Annotated in this window: 3 protein-coding genes; all 3 read left to right on the forward strand. The window is 46.4% G+C overall.

The genetic code is table 11. The features are described from left to right. The coding region (locus DW938_RS14385) for a type IV secretory system conjugative DNA transfer family protein (RefSeq protein ID WP_147342413.1) at positions 1–969 on the forward strand (969 nt) is incomplete at its 5' end. A 6-nt stretch (positions 970–975) separates the two neighbouring features. Then, on the forward strand, positions 976–1,272 hold the full coding sequence (locus DW938_RS14390) for a helix-turn-helix domain-containing protein (protein ID WP_117865816.1): 297 nt from the start codon (positions 976–978) through the stop codon (positions 1,270–1,272). Then, positions 1,265–2,191, forward strand: a complete 927-nt coding sequence (locus tag DW938_RS14395; protein ID WP_118054652.1) for a conjugal transfer protein TrbL family protein — start codon at positions 1,265–1,267, stop codon at positions 2,189–2,191. The genes DW938_RS14390 and DW938_RS14395 overlap by 8 nt, the downstream gene beginning before the upstream one ends. The last annotated feature ends 87 nt before the right edge of the window (positions 2,192–2,278 follow it).

Raw genomic sequence — 2,278 nt, forward strand, 5'->3', positions numbered from 1 at the left:
ATGTATTTTACAAAGCTTATGGACAAGCTCCCCTCGGAGCATAAAGCAAAATGGCTTGCGGGTGCGGCACTTAATTCATCGGATCAGTCTATGATGTCCGTTATGTCAACTGCTCTTTCAAGGCTTAACAGCTTTCTTGATACGGAAATGGAGCAAATGCTCTGTTTCGGAACAGCCGTGGACGCCGAGAAATTCTGCAATGAAAAATCGGCTATTTTTATTGTTCTCCCCGAAGAAGATACGAGCAAATATTTTATGGTATCGCTTTTAATTCAACAGTTATACCGTGAAATTTTAGTTATAGCCGATGAGCATGGCGGCGCACTTCCGAACCGTGTAATGTTCTATTGTGACGAACTGGGAACTTTCCCTAAAATTGAGGGTATGGAGGCTATGTTCTCCGCAGGTAGAAGCCGAAAAATTAGTATTATTGCGGTAATTCAGTCCTTTGCACAGCTTGAACAGAATTACGGAAAACAGGGTATGGAGATCATTACGGACAACACCCAGCTCACGGTTTTCGGCGGTTTTGCCCCAAACAGTCAGAGTGCGGAGGTTCTGTCAAAATCCCTCGGCGAACAGACAGTGTTAAGCGGTTCTGTTTCGCACGGCAGGGATAAATCCCAATCGCTGCAGATGATAGGCAGACCGTTGATGACTGTGGATGAATTAAAGTCTATGCCCAAAGGTCAGTTTATTGTTATGAAAACGGGAACTCACCCAATGATAAGTAAGCTAAAGCTGTTCTTCAAATGGGGCATAAAATTTGAGGATGAATACCGCCTGCCGGACAAGACTGCAAGGGCGGTTTCCTACAAGGAGCGTGACGAGCTGATCAAGGACATTGAGGTCAAATATCCGCAGAAGAAAAAAGCGGCTCTTCCAACGGAATTTGAGATAACGGAAGACGAAGAATTCGAGGATGAGCCTCCGAAAAAGAAAACCAGTATTAAAACGAATGGGAGTTGATGCAAATTGATACTACCGAGAAGAATTTACGACTTAGGACTAAGCCACAAGGCTGTGTCCGTTTACTGCTATCTGTGCGGACGAGCTGACAAAAACGGCGAATGCTATCCCTCCGTAGGTCGAATTGCGGAGGATTTGAACCTGTCCAGATGCACGGTATTTCGGGCGTTTAACGAGCTTGAAGAAAACGGCTTGCTGGAACGTGAAGCAAGATACCACACACAAGGCGGACGGAGAAGTTCATTGTATAAGATCAAGGGAGAGATCACTCCAACGGGAAATCGAGGTGACATGAATGTTTGATTGGATCGGCGACGCCATAGACTGGATCGGAGACGGGATATCAAGCCTTTGGGACAGCACGGTAGGCTCGGCGGTGGACGCAATTACCGACGAAATATGGGACATAATGTTTTCCTGGCTATTCAACCTCATTTACGGCGCAGTTGCCGACTTATTTGAATTCATAAACAAAAGCACAAGCAATATATTCGCTCTGTCGTGGGTGCAGTCGTTCATAGCATTGTTCCACAGCCTTGCCTGGATGCTGTTTGTCTGCGGACTTATTGTGGCGGTATTCGATACGGCAATAGCCTACGAATCGGGGCAGGCAAACATCAAAAACACCTGTCTGAACGTGCTGAAAGGCTTTATGGCGGCAAGTCTGGTGACTGTTGTTCCGCAAAGGCTGTACGCATTCTGTGTGGCGATGCAGGGCACTTTCTCCCATGAACTGCTGGGCGGTTTTATAGGGGCTACATCATCGTCGGTGGCAGGCACGGGACTTTCCGTAATTATTGCCCTTGCTTCGGACGTTTCGCTGTTCAGCCTGTTTTTTATCATACTTTTCGGCTATTGCACAGTCAAGGTAGTGTTTTCAAACATCAAGCGCGGCGGCATAATGCTGTGTCAGATAGCTGTGGGAAGTCTGTATCTGTTCAGTGTTCCGAGAGGTTACACGGACGGTTTTTACTCATGGTGCAAGCAAGTGATCGCTACTTGTCTGACTGCATTTTTGCAGACAACTATTTTATATCTCGGACTGCTGACCTACACTCAGCACGCTTTGCTTGCGGTGGGAATTTGCTTGTCGGCAACGGAAGTTCCGAGGATTGCACAGATGTATGGGCTTGACACGAGCGTCAGGGTTAATATGATGAGCGTCAGTCATACTGTTTCTATGGGGGCTAAGGCTGTTAATATGATTAAGACAAAAGCATAAGGAGTTGATACAAAAAATGAAAACCTACATCTACCCCGAAAACCTGAAAGCCAACGTAAAGCTGTGGTTCTGGAACGTTCGTGATTT

The organism is Ruminococcus sp. AM43-6, assembly GCF_003461785.1.
In the GTDB taxonomy this organism is placed as follows: Bacteria; Bacillota; Clostridia; order Oscillospirales; family Ruminococcaceae; genus Hominimerdicola; species Hominimerdicola aceti.

Bases quoted from the DNA above. Each gene is read 5' to 3' on its own strand.
- DW938_RS14395 (WP_118054652.1), top strand. From the start codon at position 1,265: ATGTTTGATTGGATCGGCGACGCCATAGACTGGATCGGAGACGGGATA.